Annotated in this window: 11 protein-coding genes; 7 read left to right on the top strand and 4 right to left on the bottom strand. The window is 60.1% G+C overall.

Translation table 11 applies throughout. From position 1 onward, the window contains the following. Positions 1 to 13 precede the first annotated feature (13 nt). The 4 genes from dxs to ACXPVS_RS22245 form a co-directional block, all read right to left on the bottom strand. Positions 14 to 1,912 (bottom strand): 1-deoxy-D-xylulose-5-phosphate synthase, encoded by a 1,899-nt coding sequence (gene dxs, locus ACXPVS_RS22230; RefSeq protein WP_458511812.1) that lies wholly within the window; start codon positions 1,910 to 1,912, stop codon positions 14 to 16. 92 nt (positions 1,913 to 2,004) lie between these two features. Beyond that, a complete protein-coding gene (ispA, locus tag ACXPVS_RS22235; RefSeq protein WP_458511813.1) occupies positions 2,005 to 2,892 on the bottom strand; it encodes a (2E,6E)-farnesyl diphosphate synthase in 888 nt (295 codons plus the stop codon). Continuing rightward, complete coding sequence (locus ACXPVS_RS22240) at positions 2,889 to 3,131, bottom strand: exodeoxyribonuclease VII small subunit (RefSeq protein WP_458511814.1); 243 nt, start codon at positions 3,129 to 3,131, stop codon at positions 2,889 to 2,891. The genes ispA and ACXPVS_RS22240 overlap by 4 nt, the downstream gene beginning before the upstream one ends. A 164-nt stretch (positions 3,132 to 3,295) precedes the next feature. Next, positions 3,296 to 4,441 (bottom strand): Fic family protein, encoded by a 1,146-nt coding sequence (locus tag ACXPVS_RS22245; RefSeq protein ID WP_458511815.1) that lies wholly within the window; start codon positions 4,439 to 4,441, stop codon positions 3,296 to 3,298. Between the two features lie 278 nt (positions 4,442 to 4,719). On the opposite strand from ACXPVS_RS22245, the gene ACXPVS_RS22250 reads away from it, so the two are divergent. From ACXPVS_RS22250 to ACXPVS_RS22280, 7 genes are all read left to right on the top strand, one after another. Further along, positions 4,720 to 5,511, top strand: coding sequence for a YfaP family protein (locus ACXPVS_RS22250; protein WP_458511816.1), 792 nt, complete (start codon positions 4,720 to 4,722; stop codon positions 5,509 to 5,511). A gap of 51 nt (positions 5,512 to 5,562) precedes the next feature. Then, positions 5,563 to 7,260 carry a DUF2138 domain-containing protein gene (locus ACXPVS_RS22255; RefSeq protein WP_458511817.1) on the top strand — a complete coding sequence of 566 codons (1,698 nt, stop codon included), beginning with the start codon at positions 5,563 to 5,565 and terminating at the stop codon, positions 7,258 to 7,260. Further along, positions 7,245 to 7,895: a DUF1175 domain-containing protein gene (locus ACXPVS_RS22260; protein ID WP_458511818.1), complete on the top strand. Its 651-nt coding sequence runs from the start codon at positions 7,245 to 7,247 to the stop codon at positions 7,893 to 7,895. The genes ACXPVS_RS22255 and ACXPVS_RS22260 overlap by 16 nt, the downstream gene beginning before the upstream one ends. Further along, the gene (locus ACXPVS_RS22265) at positions 7,892 to 12,457 is read left to right on the top strand and encodes an alpha-2-macroglobulin family protein (RefSeq protein WP_458511822.1); all 4,566 of its coding nucleotides are present in this window, start codon (positions 7,892 to 7,894) and stop codon (positions 12,455 to 12,457) included. Before ACXPVS_RS22260 ends, ACXPVS_RS22265 begins: the two co-directional genes overlap by 4 nt. Before the next feature lies 1 nt (position 12,458). Next, positions 12,459 to 14,078: a DUF2300 domain-containing protein gene (locus tag ACXPVS_RS22270; RefSeq protein WP_458511819.1), complete on the top strand. Its 1,620-nt coding sequence runs from the start codon at positions 12,459 to 12,461 to the stop codon at positions 14,076 to 14,078. A gap of 3 nt (positions 14,079 to 14,081) precedes the next feature. Then, positions 14,082 to 14,885, top strand: a complete 804-nt coding sequence (locus ACXPVS_RS22275) for a YfaP family protein (RefSeq protein ID WP_458511820.1) — start codon at positions 14,082 to 14,084, stop codon at positions 14,883 to 14,885. Positions 14,886 to 15,359: 474 nt separating this feature from the next. Beyond that, positions 15,360 to 15,851, top strand: a complete 492-nt coding sequence (locus ACXPVS_RS22280; RefSeq protein ID WP_458511821.1) for a DM13 domain-containing protein — start codon at positions 15,360 to 15,362, stop codon at positions 15,849 to 15,851. The last annotated feature ends 567 nt before the right edge of the window (positions 15,852 to 16,418 follow it).

Below are 16,418 nucleotides of genomic sequence, written 5' to 3' on the forward strand. Positions count from 1 at the left end.
TGCGCCGTTTGATTTAGGTATTGAGCAGTTGCAAGCGCTGACGAACCGACGCTTCGATGCCGGCTTCATCCAGCCCGCATTCGGCCAGCATTTGCGCAGGTTTGGCGTGCTCGACGTAACTGTCCGGCAAGCCCAGGTGCAGCATCGACTTGAGGATGTTTTCGCGAGCGAGAAACTCGCTGACTGCGCCACCGGCACCGCCCATGATGGCGTTCTCTTCGATGGTCACCAGCAGTTCGTGGCTGCCGGCGATGTCGCGAACCAGTGCTTCATCGAGCGGTTTGACGAAGCGCATGTCGACCACCGTTGCATCCAGCGTCTCGGCGACTTTCAGCGCCTCGGCCAGTTGCACGCCGAACACCAGCAGGGCGACTTTGCTGCCCCGACGACGAACCACACCCTTGCCGATCTCGATCGGCTCGAGGTTTTGCTCAATCGTCGCGTTCGGGCCAGAGCCGCGCGGATAACGCACCGCCGCCGGGCCGTTGAACAGGTGGCCGGTGGTGAGCATTTTGCGCAGTTCGTTTTCGTCGCTCGGGGTCATCACCAGCATGCCGGGGATGCAGCGCAGGAACGACAGGTCGAAGCTACCCGCGTGAGTCGGGCCGTCTTCGCCCACCAGACCCGCGCGGTCGATGGCGAACAGTACGTCGAGGTTTTGCACCGCGACGTCATGAATCAGTTGGTCGTAGCCACGTTGCAGGAACGTCGAATAAATCGCCACCACCGGCTTCGCGCCTTCGCAAGCCATGCCGGCAGCGAGGGTCACAGCGTGTTGCTCGGCAATCGCCACGTCGAAATAGCGCAGCGGGAAACGTTCGCTGAAGGCCACCAGATCGGAGCCTTCTTTCATCGCCGGGGTGATCCCGACCAAACGCGGATCGGTAGCGGCCATGTCGCACAGCCACTCACCGAACACACCGGAATACTTCGGCCCGCCGGATTTCTTCGGCGCGGCGGCCGGAGCGTCCACGGGTTCGAGTTTGGTGATCGCGTGGTAACCGATCGGGTCGACTTCCGCCGGGGCGAAGCCTTTGCCTTTCTTGGTGACGACGTGCAGGAACTGCGGGCCTTTCAGATCGCGCATGTTGCGCAGGGTGGCGATCAGGGTCGGCAGGTCGTGGCCATCGATCGGGCCGATGTAGTTCCAGCCCAACTCTTCAAACAGCGTGCCGGGGACCAGCATGCCTTTGGCGTATTCTTCAGTGCGACGGGCGATTTCCCAGGCGCCGGGCAAGCGCGACAGGACCTTTTTGCTGCCTTCACGCATGCTCGCGTAAGTGCGGCTGGAGAGGATCTTCGCCAGATAATTCGACAGCCCGCCGACGTTGCGCGAAATCGACATGTCGTTGTCGTTGAGGATCACCAGCATGTCGGCGTTCACTTCCGGCGCATGGTTCAGCGCCTCGAAGGCCATGCCGGCCGTCAGTGCACCGTCGCCGATCACGGCAATCGCCTTGCGATCACTGTGTTGCAGGCGGGCGGCGATGGCCATGCCCAGCGCTGCGCTGATCGACGTGCTGGAGTGGCCGACGCCAAATGTGTCGTACTCGCTCTCGGAGCGACGCGGGAAGGCTGCGACGCCCTCCTTTTGGCGCAGGGTGCCCATGCGCTCGCGACGGCCGGTGAGGATTTTGTGCGGATAGGCCTGATGACCCACGTCCCACACCAGCCGGTCGTCCGGGGTGTCGAAGACGTAATGCAACGCGATAGTCAGCTCGATGACGCCCAGGCCGGCACCGAAATGCCCGCCGGTCTGACCGACCGTGTAGAGCAATTCCAGGCGCAACTCATCAGCCAGGGTTTCCAGCTCGGCTTCGCCTAACCGGCGCAGGCCGTCCGGCGTGTTGGCACGGTCGAGCAGGGGCGTGGTCGGGCGTTTGCGGGGAATCTCATGAAACGTCGTGGGCATCAGGCGAATCGTTATAGGTATAAAAGATGCGGCAGTTTACCTGATGCATCGCCCCCTGCCCACGCGTTGGTTTTAACTTGGCGGATACGCCGTCAGCTGCGCCGGTTGACGATGTAGCGGGCCAAATCGCGCAATGGCTCGGCTGCCACGTCAAACGGTCGCACCGCATGCAGAGCCTGATCGCGCAGTTCCAGGGCATAGGCCTTGGCGGCGTCGAGGCCGAGCAAGGCGGGATAGGTTGGCTTGTCGCGTGCGATGTCGGCCCCTTGGCGCTTGCCGAGGGTTTCGGTATCGCTTTCGACGTCGAGAATATCGTCCTGCACCTGGAACGCCAGGCCAATGGCCTGTGCATAAGTCTGCAAGGACTTCAGTTCGTCCTTCTCGGCACGGCCGCTGGCCAGGGCGCCGAGTTTGACGCTGACCTCGATCAACGCGCCGGTCTTGTGCCGGTGCATGGTTTCGAGGGCCTTTTGATCAAGCTTCAGGCCGACCGACCCAAGGTCGATCGCCTGACCGCCGACCATGCCTGCCGGGCCTGCGGCCAATGCAAGAGCACTGACCATTTGCAAGCGGATTTCAGCGTCAGAGTTGCTCAGGCGTGGATCAAGCAGGGCGCTAAAGGCCAGGCTCTGCAAACCGTCACCCGCCAGAATCGCGCAGGCCTCATCGAATTTTTTGTGAGTGGTCGGCTGGCCGCGACGCAGATCGTCGTCGTCCATGGCCGGCAAATCGTCATGCACCAGGGAATAAGCGTGAATCAGCTCCACCGCGCAAGCTGCGCCGTTGGCGTGCTCAGCCTTGCCGCCCAGCGCTTCGCACGCGGCGTAGGCCAGCAGCGGGCGGACCCGTTTGCCGCCATTCATCACGCTGTAGCGCATGGCTTCGTACAGGCGCGCGAGCTCAGGGCTCGGCGCGTTGAACAGGGTTTCCAGTGCAGCATTGACGCGGGCCTGGCTGGTCGCCGAATACGCTGCAATCATTCTGGCTGATCCGCGTCGAAGGGTTCCTCGGCCAGCTCGCCATCACGCTCGAGCAGCACTTGAACCTTTTGCTCGGCCTGGACCAGCGCCGCCTGGCAATCGCGGGTCAGACCGATGCCTTGCTCGAAAGCCGTCAGCGAATCTTCCAGCGACAATTCGCCGTTCTCTAGACGCTCCACCAGCGTTTGCAGGTCAGCGAGAGATTGTTCGAAATCCAGTGCAGCTTTTTTGCGGGCCATGGCGGCTATTTCCGGTTGACGTTAAACCGGCGCGACACTAGCAGACATGGGGGGTATGGGCAAATGAACAGGGTGTTTCGGCCACTGGTTTCAGCAAAGACACACGACTATGTAGCAGCCGGACGCAGGCTTCGTCAGCGGCTACAGATCGCGGTTTGGTTGAATTAAAGTGGTGAGGCATCGGAGTAGTTGATCTGGTATCGAGTACTGCGCCCGCCACCGGGCAGACGTATGAGGAATCCTTTCTCCAACAACTCGGCCAAATGACGGGTTGCGGTAGCTTTGGATACCTTCGCCACGGCCTGATACTGCGCCGCGCTGATGCCCTGCGAGAAACCTCGTTCCCCACCATCGAGCAAGCGGTTCAGCACCTTGGTTTGCTCGGTTGGAAGCACCGATTCCTGATGCGCCTGCCAGAAGCGCGCCTTGCCCAGCACGCTCGCGATCCGGCCCATGGCTTGTTGCAAGCTGCGCAGCAGGGTTTGCAGAAACCATTCCAGCCACTCGGTGATATCCAGCGTGGCTTTCTGGCAGGTTTCGAGCACTCGATAATAGCCGGACCGGTCTTCGAGAATGCTCGCCGACATGGCATAGAAACGGATGGCTTGATCGTCACCCTGGGCCAATGCCAGATCGGTGATCGTGCGCGTCAGGCGCCCGTTGCCATCGTCGAAAGGGTGCAATGTCACGAACCAGAAGTGCGCGATGCCGGCCCGCAGCAATGGATCGAGTCCCGCCTGGTGTCGGCTGGCGGTAAACCAGGTAAGGAAAGTGTCGAGCTGTCGCTCAAGGCCCTGACGAGGCGGGGCTTCGAAGTGAACGGTTGGTCTGTCGAGGCGACCGGACACCACTTGCATCGGATCATCGCCGCGTAAAGCGCCGACACGGATCGGCCGGGTGGCGAGATCGGTCTCTTGTTCGGGAAACAGCCACTCATGCCAGTCCAGTAATCGTTCCAGCGTCAGCGGTTCAGCGAAATGCTGAGTGGCGTCGAGCATCAATTGCGCCAACCCTTCACTGCGCTGACTGACATGATTGCCATCGGCCAGCTCCAGGCCCAGCCGTCGCGCCAATGACGAGCGAACCGAGCCTGCATTCAGCTGCTCACCCTCAATGGCGGATGAGGTCACGATGTTCTGCAGCAGTGCATCCAGTTCGCGCTGAGCGCTCAGCGAACTGTCCACTGAACTCGCCATGCCCATCAATCGCCCTTGTGCTTGGACGCACTCGCGCAAAACCGGCCCCAACCGCTCAGCTTGCCAGTTGAAATCGGGCCAATCGGGGTGCTGCCAGATCCAGTGAGGTGCCATGAATTCGGTGCTCTTGGAGTGAGTGAGCCGAATAGAAATGTTATTCAGCTCATGCGATGAGCCGAATATGGCGCCTATTCGGCTCACCGTCCACCTGCCAGCGTGAATCCCACCGCAAAAATAGAGGTATCCGATTGTTAAAAAACCGCCGAATGGCTAATCTTCGCGCCTTCTACGACCCAATAGTCACGGGTCTTTCTGACGAAACGCAGTTTTTGGATCTGTAACGCGCCGAGGATCGGGCGCAAGGTTTCGTTATGCATGGCAGGAGGCGGCACATGCGGTCATTTTTTTTGCGGGTGATGGGGCTGGTCTGCGCGACTGCAGCCTGGGCCGAGCCTTCGGCCGAAGTGTCGGAACCCGTGGGTGGCTGGCGTTACTCCGGCTTGCTGGACCGCAGTGAAAATCCTCAAGTCGCCTATCCCACGCCACCGATCGATCGCGGTGTGCAGCGCAATCGCACCATGATCCAGGGCCAGCTCAAGGTCATTGGCACTCAGCGAGGGCCGCACACCCTGGCCGTCAACGGCAATCCTCTGAATCTGTATACCGACGACCAAGGGCGTTTCGCCCGGCCGTATGCGTTTGGCGCCGGCTCTAACAGCGTCGAAGTGCGCAGCTCTGAAGGCCAATCGCTCAAGCGCGTTCAATTTTATGAAGCCAACAATCTGCGCACACCGGCGCGGATTCGTGTGGTGTTGGGCTGGGATGACCCGAAAGCCGAACTCGACCTGCACATCATTACCCCCGACGGCCAGCATGCGTTCTGGGCTCGCCCGGCGATGAGCAACGGCGGGGGGCTGGACCCGGACGGCGTCGATGGCCCCGGCCCGGAAATGTTCACCATGACGGCGCCGATGCATGGCACCTATCTGGTTTACGTGAACTATTGGGGTAACTTCGGCAGTGGCGGCTATAACTTCGATGAGACCAGCAATCAGAACGAGGTGATCACCTCGCAGATCAATCTGGTGCTCAACGAAAACACCGTCGACGAAAAACGCGAGACCTTCATCGTGCCCCTGCGGGCCATCGGTGACCTGCTGCTGGTCAAGACTTTCAACTATTAAGCATCCCGCTCCACGGATGAATTGCTGAGCTTTGGGAACATGAGCGTGAACATGAGCGATAACACTGTTTCTTCGGCCGCCGAAACGCCTCGCCGCTGGCCTGCTCTGTTAGTCGGGCTGGTCCTGGTGGCCGGCGTGGCGGGCGGTTTGGGCTGGTTCATGCACAAAACCAAGGCGCCACCAGCGGCATTGGCCAGCGACAAACTGGGCATGAGCCGGCCGGACGGTCTGCTCGAAACCCATTCCTTGAGCCAATTGCCCAAGGACTTGCTGGCGGTGCCGTTCCTCAAGGAAACCCTGACCGAAGATTTCGTCTTCTATTACGAAGCGCATGCCGATCGCCTCGGCTTGATCGGCAGTCTGCGGCGGATCATTTACGAACATGACCTGAAGTTGCAGGACAGCCTGATCGAGCAGATCTTCGATCAACCGGCCGACGTGGCGCTGTGGCGTGGGGCGGATGGTCGGCTCAAGGATTTCCTGTTGGTGATGGATCGCGGTGGGCTGGCCAAGGTGCTGGAGCCGCTGGCCAAAGTGGCGCTGGATGATTCACAACTGACCACGCTCGGTGACGTGAAAGTCGGTGCCGACGATGTGGCGCTTTATCAACTCAACTACAACGCCAGCAAAGCCCTGGTGTTCGCCTCCCACGGCGACAAACTGGTGGTGCTGTCCAACCCGACCAAACTCTACGATCCGCAAAGCGGCTCATCACAAGAGCCAGGCAGTGTTTCGACCAAGGCCATCGCCGCGTTGCTCAACGGTGACAAACTGTTCCCCGAAGCCTTTGGTCTGCAACCGCGTGCGCCGGAGGTGAAACAACGCCTATCGGTGAACTCCAGCGTCCTGGCCATGGGGTATCAGCGTTTCATCCCAAACTTCGCCGGCCTGCGTTTTGACATGGACGACAAGGGCTGGCACAGCTTCATGGCCATGGACGAACTGGACAACCAGCCGGACTTCGATTTCCAACCGATCTGGCAAGCCATGCCGATGGGCGCCAGCGCCTGCGTAGCCTTGCCGCTCGCCGCCGAACAACAACAACCGCTGCTGGTAAAGCTTGGTGCCGAAGAGTCGGTGGCCCAGGCCCTGACCGACCACATGGCCGGTGCCGCCGGCTTGTGCTGGTACGCCGATTCGCGGTTGTACACGCCGTTGCTGGTGGCCAGCCTGAACGATGATGACAGCGCCAAACTCGACGGCGACCTGGGTCATCTGTTCGCAACGATGGTCGGTGCCTACGAAGGCAACGTCGACGAACACGCGTTCCCGGTGGTCGAGAAACAGGAAGGCCCAACCCACCAGTGGCAGCGTCAGGTCAGCTCCAATTTTGGTCCTTACAAAGCCAGGGATGCCGAACAGCCGGATGCGATCACCGGCAAGGCGTTCATGAAAGTGAGCCTGGCGCGCCACGGCTCGACGCTGCTGTTTTCCCTTGACGACACGCTGGTGGACAAGGCCCTCGGCACCCTCGATAAACGCTTCCCACCGATGGCCGACGTAGTGCCGAAGGATCTGCTGATGCCGGTCTACTTCGGCCCGGATTCCATGGCGCAACTGATGCAAAAGGAAACCCTCGATAGCTTGCCGCAGGACATGGAGCCGGTGTTCTACAACGCCGCGCAGACCTACCTGATCCCGAAACTGCGCAAGCTCGGCGGGTACGGCAAATACGCCCTGACTTTGCCGCAAGGCAGCGAACCCGATGGCCACTGGCAGTGGCTGCCGCTGGAATGGAAAGCCCTGTGACAGCACTTATTCGAGGCCTTGGCCTGCTGACATTGTTGCTGTGCACCCGAGTCTTTGCCACTGAGGCGCCGCCGCTGGACGTGCAGCAATCCCAGGTGTTCCGCGCCTGGTTCGTGCGCATCGCCCAGGAACAACTGAGCCAAGGCCCGAGCCCGCGCTGGTATCAGAAGGACTGTGCGGGCCTGGTTCGTTTCGCCGCCAACGAAGCGCTGAAAGTCCACGACGACAAATGGCTGCGCAGCAATGGCCTGTCCAACCGTTATCTGCCGCCAGAGCTGCAACTGAGCGAGGCCCAACGCGGCCTCGCCCAGCAATGGCAGCAGGGCGGCGGCAAGGTCGGGCCGTACGTCAACGCAATCAAATTGATTCAGTTCAACAGCCATTTGGTCGGCCGCGACGTGTCGCAAGCCCGGCCCGGCGACCTGATGTTTTTCGATCAGGGCGACGACCAGCACCTGATGATCTGGATGGGCCGCTACATCGCCTATCACACCGGCACCACCACCTCGACTGACAACGGCATGCGCTCCGCAAGCCTGCAGCAACTCATGACATGGAAGGACACTCGATGGATACCCGACGCAGCCAACCCCAACTTCATCGGCGTCTATCGACTGAACTTTCTCTCCCAATGATCGGTGCCCGCATGTTGCGTTTCCTGCCTCTGCTGTTGGTCTTAGTGCTGCCTTTTTCGGCGGTCAACGCCGAAGACACCGTCGAGCCGAGTGGTTACACGCCGGTTGCCGGTGAAAGCTTTTTCCTGCTGGCCGACAGCAGTTTTGCCAGCGACGAACAGGCGATGGTTCGCCTCGAAGCACCGGGTCGCGATTATCGTCGGTTCCGCATGGAGCCTTACGGCGGCGCCGACATTCGCGTGTACCGCATCGACAAGCCGCTGGACTTCCTCAAGCGCCAGAAGAACTTGCACCGGGTGGTCAGCGATGGCCAGTTCAAGGGTGAAGGCCTGTCGAACACCCTCGCGTACCTGTGGGACAACTGGTACCGCAAGTCCCGTCGGGTGATGCAGCGCGCGTTCTCCTACGAATCGCGCAAGCAAGTCACCGAGGAAGTGCCGGAACTGAAGATGGGCACCGCGATTGCCGCGCCAACGCCTTACGACGCTCAGCCGCAATTCGCACTGATTCCGGGCCTGCCGGTGGTGAGTCAGTTCCGTTATCCGCTGTGGCAAGCCAAACCGATCCAGCCGCCCGAGGGCGTGAACCTGGCCGGTTCTTCCAGCGAGTTCGTCAGCGTTTCGCCGGGTAATGTCTACATCCCGTTGGGCAATCTGAAACCGGGTCTGTACCTGGTGGAAGCGCTGATTGGTAAATACCGGGCGACCACCATGGTCTTCGTTTCCAACACCGTGGCGGTGAGCAAGATTGCCGGTGATCAATTGCTGGTCTGGGCTGCGCGCAAACACGAAGGCAGCTCGGTGCCGAAGGTCAACGTTCTATGGACCGATGGGCTGGGTGTGATGAGCAGTGGCGCCACCGATGCCGATGGCTTGCTGCGTCTGAAACACGTCAGCCCTGAGCGTTCTTTCGTGATCGGTGAGGACGAAGAGGGCGGGGTGTTCGTCTCCGAAAACTTCTATTACGACAGCGAAATCTATGACACCAAACTCTATGCCTTCACCGACCGGCCGCTGTATCGGCCGGGAGATTGGGTGTCGCTGAAAATCGTTGGCCGTGAGTTCAAGAACGCCCGTGACTCGGTGCTGCCGACCGCAGCCGACGTCAACGTGACCGTGCTCGATGCCACGGGTACCGCGCTGCAATCGTTGGCGCTGAAACTCGATTCCAAGGCGGGTACCCAAGGCCGTTTCCAGTTGCCGGACAACGCGGTCGCGGGCGGTTACGAGCTGCGTTTCAGCTACAAGGATCAGGCCTACAGCAGCGCCTTCCGTGTCGCCGAATACATCAAGCCGCACTTCGAAATTTCCCTGAACCTGGCCAAGCAGGATTACCGCACCGGCGACCCCGTGAAGGGCAGCCTCGTGCTGTTGTACCCGGACGGCAAGCCGGTGGCCAACGCCAAGTTGAGCCTGAGCCTGCGCGCCCAGCAACTGTCGATGGTCGACAACGAACTGCAATATCTCGGGCAATTCCCGGTTGAGCTGACCAGCACCGAACTGACCACCGACGCCAAGGGCAGCGCGACGCTGGATCTGCCGGCTGCCGATAAACCGAGCCGCTACATGCTCACCGTGTTCGCCAGCGATGGCGCGGCGTATCGGGTCAAGACCACCAAGGAAATCCTCATCGACCGCGGCGCGGCGAGTTTCAGCCTGCGCGCGCCTCAGCGTTTTAGCGCGGTGGGCGACAAGGTTGCGTTCAGTTATTTGAATCAAGGCGCCAGCGAGCAAAGCAAAGCGGTCACGCCAAGCAGTTATAGCTGGGTGCGCCTGGAAGACCAGACCACTGGCGAGGGCAAACTCACCGCGAAAGACAAGGGCTTCACCTTGGCCTTCGACCGTCCGGGTACTTACAACCTGACGTTGAGGGATGACCCTGGCCGCGTGGTGGGTGCCCGCGGTCACTCGGTCACGGGCGACGGCGTCAAAGCCGTGCCGGGCACCGTGGAAATCGTCCTCGATAAATCCGAGTACAAGGCGGGCGACGAAGCCCTGGCATTGATCACGTTCCCTGAGCCGATCAGCGATGCACTGCTGTCGCTCGAGCGCGACAAGGTCGAGGCCACAGCGCTGCTGTCCAAGGGCGGCGACTGGTTGAAGATGGAAAAACTCAGCGAGACCCAATACCGCGCGCGGATCCCGGTGAAGGACAATTTTGCGCCGAACCTGACGTTCTCCGTGCTCTACACCAAGGGCGGTCAGTACAGCTTCCAGAACGCCGGTATCAAAGTGATCGCGCCGCAAATCGACGTGGCAATTGCCACGGACAAAGAGGTGTATCAGCCGGGCGATACCGTGTCGGTGGACTTGACCACGCAGTTCGCTGGCAAGGCTATTTCAGCGCACCTGACGGTCAGCGTGGTGGACGAAATGATCTACGCGCTGCAACCGGAAGTCGCGCCGACCATCGACCAGTTTTTCTACCACCCGCGCCGCAACAACGTGCGCACCAGCGCCAGTCTGTCGTTCATCAGCTACGACGTGGCATTGCCGGGCAGCCCTAGTGCGCCAGGCAAAGCCAATCGCAGCGAGCGCGGCGTGAAAGTCTTGGAGCGGCCGCGTCGTGAAGACGTCGACACCGCCGCGTGGCAGCCGGAACTGATCACCGACGCCAACGGCAAAACCCGTTTCACCTTCAAGATGCCGGACTCGCTGACCCGCTGGCGCATCACCGCCCGGGCCATCGCCGATGACGGTCAGGTCGGGCAGAAGAAGCAATTCGTACGCTCGGAAAAACCGCTGTACCTGAAGTGGAGCGGCCCGACTAAATTCCGCGCTGGCGACAAACCGGAGCTCGGCGTGTTCGCGTTCAGTCAGGCCAAGAAACCGGTCAAGGCTGAGCTGGTGATTCATTACGCTGGCGTCGAACAACGCGTCCCCGTGACGTTGAATACCGGCATCAACTACATCGCGCTGCCGGCGTTCGCGTTGGCCAGTGGCGAGTGGACGGCTGAGCTGGTGCAGGATGGCAGAACGGTTGATGCCTTGGCTGTGCGACTGACCACGACGGGTGAAGGCTGGCAAGTGACCCAAAGTCAACGCCTGGACGTGGCCAGTGGCGATACGCCGCTGACCTTGCCAGCGGACGCGACGGACATTCGCCTGCGTCTGGATGACAGTCCGCAAGCGCTGTTGCGCTCGGCACTCGACGATTTGTTGAGTTACCCGTACGGCGGCGTCGAACAAACGGCCAGTCGTTTGCTGCCGCTGAGCATCGCGTATCCGACCTTGTCGTCGAATCCGCAAATCCGCGATCGCTTGCGCCTGATCATGCAGAACAGCCGTCTGCGGCTGGTACACATGGCCGGGCCTTCGGCGAGCTTCACCTGGTGGGGCATGGACGGTGAACCGGATGCGTTCCTCACGGCTTACGCTTACTACGCCGACTGGCACGCCAGCAAAGCCTTGGAACTGAGCCTGCCACCGGAGCATTGGCAGCGGGTGCTGGAGGTCTATTCGAAACAGGCCAAGAACACGCCGCTGTTGCAGCGGGCGCTGATTCTGTCGTTCGCCAAACAGCTGCAATTGCCGGTGAACACCTTGCTCAGCGGTTTGATGGATGATCTGTCGAAAGCGGGCGAAGGCAATGCGGCGAGCCTGATGGACGATGGCGAAGACAGCATCGTCATGAGCGATCCGGATTCGGCGCTCGGTCTGGCGGCCGCTCGTGCGCTGACGGCCTCGTTGGCGAAGCAATCGAAGGTGATTCTGCCGGACGCCTTCAATCGTCAACTGGCGGATGCGCAACAGCGTTTGGCCGTCAGCTCTCAGCCGTTTGCCGAAGCGTTAAACCTGTCGTTGCAAGCCTTCGATCAGGCTCACGCGCAAGCGTTGTTGCAACGTCTGCTGCCACGGCAATCGACCCTGGAACGTGCGTTGGCGTTGACCTGGTTGCAACGCAGCATCGAGCAGGCTTCGCCCACCATCGCTCTGGCACCGGGTGAAGGCTGGAAGAAAAAATACGGTGATACCGGGGAGACTTATTGGACGTGGCAGGGTGCTACGCCTGTGCCTGCCATGTTGTCACTGACCGGTGCGCAAGAGCGTCCGTTGCGAGCGGCTTTGAGCTTCCAGACCCAACAACCGCTGGTAGATCCGATGGCCGTGACCATCACCCGTCGCTTGTCGCGTCTGGTGCCGGGCGACGAAGCCTTCACCTTCAAACTGGAAGCGGTCGGTGCCAAGCCGTTGTCCAGCGACAGTCTGTATCTGGACGAAGTGATCATCACCAGCAAAGCCGCCAAACCGCTGCGCTACGGCATGCTCGAAGTACCGCTGCCACCCGGTGCCGATGTCGAGCGCACCACGTGGGGCATCAAGCTCATGGGCAAGGCCGGCACCGAACCGTCCGCGTTGGAGAAAGCGCGTTTCGAGCCGGGACAAATGGCCTACGCCATTCCGGTGGATGCCTTGAGTGGCGAGTTGCGTCTGCGTCATTTGGTGCGTTTCTCGCAGAAAGGTCAGTTCAACCTGCCGCCGGTGCGTTTCACTCAGGTGTACGCGCCGCAGCATCAGGCTCAGGAACAGACACCGGCCCTCGGTCAGGTCACGGTCAACTGACATGATCCGACCTCTGGTCTGGTGGCTGCTGTGCTTGATCCCTGCGCTGGCGACAGCGCAGGAGGCGCCGCTGCGGCTGGCTTTTAAAGGTGAGTTGCTGTCGTTGAGCCGGACTCAGGTGATCGCGCGCGAGCCGTTGCCTGCTGATGTGCAGACACCGCTGGGCAGTGTGTGGAAGTTGTTTGTCTACGGCTGGCTGTTGGATACCCATGCCGATGAGCCGGCTTACGAATGTCGCGGTCAGTCGAAAGAGGAAGTGTACTGCTGCACGGCGGGCGGCAAGATTGAGCGCGACCAGGCCTTGGTGAAATCGTGCGGTTTGTACTTTGAACCGCAGCGGCTGGGCATTGCTGGTGCTGACTGGCGCACGTATTGGCAGGCGCGGCAGGCACCGGAGTGGTTGCTGAATTTGGCTTCGTTGCAGCCTTCCACGCGCGTTTCAGTGACAGCGTTGCTGCGAGCGCTGGCCGTGATGCCAGCGCAGGATCAAGCGCGGCGGGTGTTGCTGGATGTGGTGTTGAATGCGGCTGACGGCAATGTCGTGGGCGAGCTCGGTGGCCGGTTGCGGGTGAAAACCTGGAGCTGGTTGGGGGATCAGGACCCCGCGTCGCGTCAGGGTGGTTTTGCCGGGTGGACGGTGGATGGCACGCCGGTTTGGGCGGGTGGGCGTGGGACCAGCCAAATGGTCTTGCGTCACTACGGTGGGGCGCTGGCTTCGGTGTTGCCAGTGGATTGGCCTTTGGATGCGGGACGCTGTGTCGAGGTGGGGCTGTTTTCGCGCTATCCCGTCGGGCGCGTTCTGGCGGGGGATCGTGTTGTTGAGTCCGGGCCCTTGCTGGGCGATTACCGCGTCGAATTCACCAACGGCAACCAACTCGATATCCACAGCGACGGCGAACTGTTTTTGCTGAAAGACAAACTGATCGCCCGTCTGGACCGCGAAGAATACGTCGCCCGCGTCCTGCAGCGCGAAGCCAGGCCCGAACCCGCCGAAGCCGCCAAAGCGTTGGCCATCGCCATCCGCACGTATCTGCTGCAAAACGCTACCCGCAACGGCGACTGCCTGAGCATCGACGACAGCAGCAGCCGGCAACGCGTCGCCCCACGTCCAGCCACCGCCGAATCACGCCACATCGCCGCCTGGACCAGCGACCTGGTGCTCGCCGGCAGCACCGTCACCTACCACTCCGACCAGTCCGGCCCGGACAAGCTCTCCTGGCAGCATGCCGTCGAACAAGCCAACGCCGGCCAACGCTATGACGCCATCCTGCTCCACGCCTATCCGCGCGCCAGCCTCAGCCGCTGGGACAATCCAGTCGCTTCCTGCGAAGCGCTCCCCGCCGCGCAAGACTGGCTGCTGAACCAGCGGCGCGGCTGGCGTGCGCGGTTGGACAACGAGGTTGGCTACAACGAAGTCAGCACCTTCGCCGTCTGCCGTCTGGCCTTCGGCCGCCCCTATGTCGACCGCGAACGCCAGCGCATTTACGTGCGCGGCGTGTTGTCGCTGCAAGACCGCCTCGACCTGACCCACGAATACCTGCACCTGGCCTTCGAAGCACACCCCAACGGCCAGGATGAAACCTACATCGAAGGGCTCGCCCGACACCTCTTGCTGGAATAGGCCATGAAACTCCGTTATCCACAGGTCTTCCTGTTCCTCTGCTCCATTTGCGTATGGCCGACGACGTTTGCCGCCAAACTCGATACACCTGTTGGCGGCTGGCGCACTGGCGCACCTGAAGGCGAAGGCGAGAATTTTCGCCAGATTGTTAACTACCCGGCCTCCTCGGTGAACACCCCGGTGGGGCAGGCCAACACCGCACGCATCACAGGGCAAATCAACACGACGCCCAAGTCCGGTGAGCCGGGCCGATTGATCGTCAACGGCGTCAGCATGCCGCTGAAGATCGATCCCACTGGCCGATTTGATCGCCCGTTCTCGTTTCCCAATGGCAGCAACAGCGTCGAAGTCCGCAGCCCCGATGGCCAGCAACGGCATCGCACGCAGTTTCTTAACGCCAGCGGCGGGGCCACGCCGGCGAAGTTGCGGGTGTTGTTGGCTTGGGACAGCGATGGTACGGACCTGGATTTACACCTCGTCACCCCCGACGGCGCGCACATCTGGTACGGCGACCGCGTTGTGCCCAATGGCGCGGCGCTCGATGTTGATGTGACGACGGGATACGGCCCGGAAATCTTCGCCATGCCGGCACCGATCAAGGGGCAGTATCTGGTGTATGTGAACTACTTCGGGGGCGGGTATCGCCGTGATGATGAGGGGCAGGAGGATGCGGTTCAGCCGCTGACGACCGCGCAGGTGACGGTGATTACGGAGGAAGGGACGCCGAACGAGAAAATGGAGACGTTCCTGGTGCCGATGCGGGCGGTGGGGGAGTTGACGTTGGTTAAGTCGTTTAGTTATCCGTGAGCGCGAACCACCGTAGCAGCGCTGCGGCGATTGAATGCTGAGTTGCCCATGAGTCGAGTAAGAGGGCTGCAAGCGTATTGCAATGGCTGCTGACTCACACGGTGACTTTGGCGGACGCGTACAAATATTTCACGGTTGTTGTAACCGGATCTGAATTCTCAACGAATTACCTCTCGAACCGTAAGCGCAGAGCACTCATGTCCCCGTGGGGCAGCATGCGTCCTCTCCCCGAAATGAGCGATTCAGCCGTCGCTGCCGGAAATTTTTATATCTCCAGCCCTTCAGCTCTGGCGCGATACACATCATGCAAATGCAACGCTCAGTTTCTGTAAGGGCAGATTGATACCGTTGACGTTGCCCGAGGCGCAGCAATGGTTAAATCAGGGGCATGATGCCCAATAAACCCCCTCCCAAACTGAAATGACCGGTGCTGCCGGGTTGTATTCAGCCAGACCAATAACATGAGGTTCTAATATGAAAAAGCAACTAAAAATTCTTCTGCTGGCTTCCCACTTGGCTTTTTTTGGCGTGGGCGTAGGCCTCGGGATCTACATACTTCCAATTTTAACGGCTCAAGAGAATGCGACGCTTAGCGATATTGAGGCAGTCAAAAAAGTAGCCAGTTTTAGCGGGAAGTTTGAAAAAGATCAGAAGGGTAGCGATGCCTTGCATTGGGCCAATGGAGAGCTTTATGTTTCAGAGCATAACCTTGTGTTTAAAGGTGATGTCGCTCCCGGTCCTGACTATAAGATTTACCTCACAAAAACGCAGGCTACCGATAAAGAATCGTTCTTGGCGATAAAGAAAGAAGCCATTCTTGTTGGGGAACTGAAAAATTTCGGAAACTTCAAGAAGACTATTCCTGATAGTGTAAACGTTAATGAGTTTACAACCGTCCAGATATGGTGTGAGCGGTTTTCCAAGTTCATAGGCTCGGCCAAGTATCAATCAACGCCTGAAAGTTAAGAAAATAGCATAGGGGTGGTCTGACGTAGCCATGTGTTTCTTGCTGACGTCGGCCATCGCCGATTTTGAAAGCGGTGAGTCGATCTGAAACATTCAGACACTCTTTGATTCCCGTAATTTTAGCCGCTGCAATTACCTTATGGCAGCAGTCGCTCAATCTCACTTGCTGTGTCGCTACGGACTCTGTACCTCTACGAACCTTTACCGCTGGTCGGGCTATTGATGTCAGCGTCTCAAAGATGACTAGTTTGTTACCTGCAACGGATGAACGGCTCCACATTCAACATAGGCCTATTTAGGTTTCGCATTGACCGCTGGCGATTCTCCCTAGGATATTTTCGAACCCTTCAGCAAGGATCCGCCATGAATCGCCCGCGCATTGTCAAACCGCTTTCATGCGCTCTCGTTTTGCCTACCTCACTGCTCACACTCGGGATTTCACCTGCATTCGCCGCCTGCCTGATTACACGTAACTGATCCATAAACCCCACCTACCGCAAGGTGAGGCCTTGGTTTACCGTGGCATTTGCGGTGAGCAGTTCCACGGCAACAACGCTTCATAGTCTT

It is taken from the genome of Pseudomonas sp. Ma2-10, assembly GCF_054330215.1.

What these genes read in the sequence shown, in the direction of transcription:
- ACXPVS_RS22280 (WP_458511821.1), top strand. Translation starts at nt 15,360, where the DNA reads ATGAAAAAGCAACTAAAAATTCTTCTGCTGGCTTCCCACTTGGCTTTT.
- ACXPVS_RS22260 (WP_458511818.1), top strand. Translation starts at nt 7,245, where the DNA reads ATGGAAAGCCCTGTGACAGCACTTATTCGAGGCCTTGGCCTGCTGACA.
- ACXPVS_RS22265 (WP_458511822.1), top strand. Translation starts at nt 7,892, where the DNA reads ATGATCGGTGCCCGCATGTTGCGTTTCCTGCCTCTGCTGTTGGTCTTA.
- dxs (WP_458511812.1), bottom strand. Translation starts at nt 1,912, where the DNA reads ATGCCCACGACGTTTCATGAGATTCCCCGCAAACGCCCGACCACGCCC.
- ACXPVS_RS22240 (WP_458511814.1), bottom strand. Translation starts at nt 3,131, where the DNA reads ATGGCCCGCAAAAAAGCTGCACTGGATTTCGAACAATCTCTCGCTGAC.
- ACXPVS_RS22255 (WP_458511817.1), top strand. Translation starts at nt 5,563, where the DNA reads ATGAGCGATAACACTGTTTCTTCGGCCGCCGAAACGCCTCGCCGCTGG.
- ACXPVS_RS22270 (WP_458511819.1), top strand. Translation starts at nt 12,459, where the DNA reads ATGATCCGACCTCTGGTCTGGTGGCTGCTGTGCTTGATCCCTGCGCTG.
- ispA (WP_458511813.1), bottom strand. Translation starts at nt 2,892, where the DNA reads ATGATTGCAGCGTATTCGGCGACCAGCCAGGCCCGCGTCAATGCTGCA.
- ACXPVS_RS22275 (WP_458511820.1), top strand. Translation starts at nt 14,082, where the DNA reads ATGAAACTCCGTTATCCACAGGTCTTCCTGTTCCTCTGCTCCATTTGC.
- ACXPVS_RS22250 (WP_458511816.1), top strand. Translation starts at nt 4,720, where the DNA reads ATGCGGTCATTTTTTTTGCGGGTGATGGGGCTGGTCTGCGCGACTGCA.
- ACXPVS_RS22245 (WP_458511815.1), bottom strand. Translation starts at nt 4,441, where the DNA reads ATGGCACCTCACTGGATCTGGCAGCACCCCGATTGGCCCGATTTCAAC.